The organism is Azospirillum sp. UFLA03-27, assembly GCF_059803775.1.
On sequence record NZ_JAUQTX010000469.1, the window covers coordinates 1 to 1977 of the forward strand.

At 69.2% G+C, this 1977-nt stretch carries 3 protein-coding genes; 2 read left to right on the forward strand and 1 reads right to left on the reverse strand.

Annotated elements, in window-relative coordinates; genetic code table 11:
• On the reverse strand, positions 1-128 hold a 128-nt coding region (locus tag Q4I23_RS32420; protein WP_498526592.1), incomplete at its 3' end, for an HU family DNA-binding protein.
• Positions 129-305: 177 nt separating this feature from the next.
• On the opposite strand from Q4I23_RS32420, the gene Q4I23_RS32425 reads away from it, so the two are divergent.
• Together Q4I23_RS32425 and Q4I23_RS32430 are read left to right on the forward strand one after the other, a co-directional pair.
• Positions 306-848: a sigma-70 family RNA polymerase sigma factor gene (locus Q4I23_RS32425; RefSeq protein WP_498528967.1), complete on the forward strand. Its 543-nt coding sequence runs from the start codon at positions 306-308 to the stop codon at positions 846-848.
• Between the two features lie 2 nt (positions 849-850).
• Positions 851-1744, forward strand: a complete 894-nt coding sequence (locus Q4I23_RS32430; protein WP_454016171.1) for an anti-sigma factor family protein — start codon at positions 851-853, stop codon at positions 1742-1744.
• Positions 1745-1977 lie beyond the last annotated feature (233 nt).

A 1977-nucleotide genomic window follows, 5' to 3' on the forward strand; every position in this document is an offset into this window, starting at 1 on the left:
TTGACCGTCTCCCCCTTGACCAGCGCGTCCTGCAGGCTCTCCAGAACCGCGTCCAGCGCCTTGCCGGCGTCGGCCTTGGTGCCGCCCAGCTTGCCGGCGATCGCGTCGATGAGATCGGCCTTCGTCATTCCCTACTCCCCTTGTTCATGGAGGAACCCCAGCATTCTCCAGGGCTCCAGGCGCTTCTGACCTACTCCGCCCTGCGTCCGCGCGCAAGCCAATCCCGTGGCGATTTTTTCCCCCGGTGCGGATTAAGCCACGGCATGATCCGTATGCCGAGTGTGAAGAACCAATCCGGGACGGTGATGAAAGACGAGCTGGGACAGCATCTGGACGTTCTGAGGCGCTACGCCCTGGTCCTGATGCGCGACCCCGACCAAGCCGAGGACCTCGTCCAGGAGGCGCTCGTCAAGGCCATCGAGGGAGCGTCGTCCTTCACGGACGGGCGCGACCTGCGCAAGTGGCTGCTCGCCATCGTCCACAACACCTTCGTGGACCGCTGGCGGCGCCAGCAGGCCGAACGCCAGGCGACCGGCGAGCTCAGCTCGATGGCGGAGGAAGGCTCCCCGCCCGCGCAGTTGAGCCACGTCCATCTGGGCCAGACCATCGCGGCCCTGATGACCCTGCCGGTCGAACAGCGGGAGGCCCTGGTGCTCGTGGCGCTCGACGGCATGTCCTACCGGGACGCCGCTGAGTGCCTGGGCATCCCCGTGGGCACCCTGATGTCCCGCCTGGGCCGTGCACGCGACGCGCTGCGGGCCAAGACGGGCGGCGGGCGCCAGCCGGACCAGTCCGACCGAACCCCATCAGACCGGGTCCAGCGCCCCCCGTTGCGCGTGGTGAAATGACGATGAACGAACCGATCAGCGACATCGACCTGAACGCCTATGTGGACGGCGAACTCGACGCGCAGCGCCGCATCGAGGTGGAAGCCTACCTGGAGGCCAATCCTGACGAGGCCGCCCGTGTCATGCACGACATGCGGGTGCGTGACGAGATCCGCCTGTTCATAGCCGGCCCGGCCATTGAGAAGGCGGCGGCCGAAATGGTCGCCCCCGAACCCGGCGCAGACCCCACCGCCGAACCGGCTTCCACCCCGGCCCAGCCGGCGGTCGGCGCCGGCGCGCCGCTGCCGCGGCGCAAGCAGTGGGGGGCGCTGTGGCGCCGCCCGGCGGCGGAGCTGATGAACCGGGCGCGGGCCACCAAGGGCTCGGGCCGCGGGCGGCGGGCGGTGGCGGCGCTGTGCCTCGTCGGGCTCGGCTGGACGGCGCACAGCGCGGTATCGTCCCTGTCGGTCAACCCCGTCGCCACGGCGCATGCGGCCACCCACTACATCACCATCGCGGCGCAGACCCACCAGCAGGCGCTGCACAGCGGGATCGACTTCAAGCCCTTCGCTGACGCCGCCAATTCCCTGGTGAACCGGCTCGCCCCCGCCAATCCGGAGGTCGCGGTGCCGATCCCGCAGCTCGACATCGGGCAGGCGCCGGACGGGCTGCGCACGGTGGCCTGGGACGGTGGGGTCGCGGTGCAGGCGGCCTACCGCCACGGCGGGTCCGAGCTGATCACGCTGTTTGCCAGCGAGGTCGACCGCTTCGCCGTCACCGAACCCCAGGCGGAGCGGATCGGCAACGTCTCGGTCGCCTATTGGCAGGTCGGGACGACGGTCTACGCGCTGTGCGGCGAACAGCCGGAAAAGGAAATCCTGGCCCACGCCCGCGACGCCCGCATGGCGTGGTTCTGAAGCAGACGCACTGAACGACAAGCATCCGAACGATAAGCATCCGAAGGACATGGTGAGACAATGAGCGGACCCTTCTACGGCAACCAATTCGGCAGCGCGGCGCCGGCCTACGGCGCGGCGTTCGACGAGGGCCTGCGCAAGCACATGCTGCGGGTCTACAACTTCATGATGCTCGGCCTGGGCGTGACGGGGCTTGTGGCGCTGTTCGTGGCGAGCACGCCGGCGCTGTACGT

Excerpts from the sequence above, each read along its gene's own strand:
- Q4I23_RS32425 (WP_498528967.1), top strand. The coding sequence starts at position 306 with ATGAAAGACGAGCTGGGACAGCATCTGGACGTTCTGAGGCGCTACGCC.
- Q4I23_RS32430 (WP_454016171.1), top strand. The coding sequence starts at position 851 with ATGAACGAACCGATCAGCGACATCGACCTGAACGCCTATGTGGACGGC.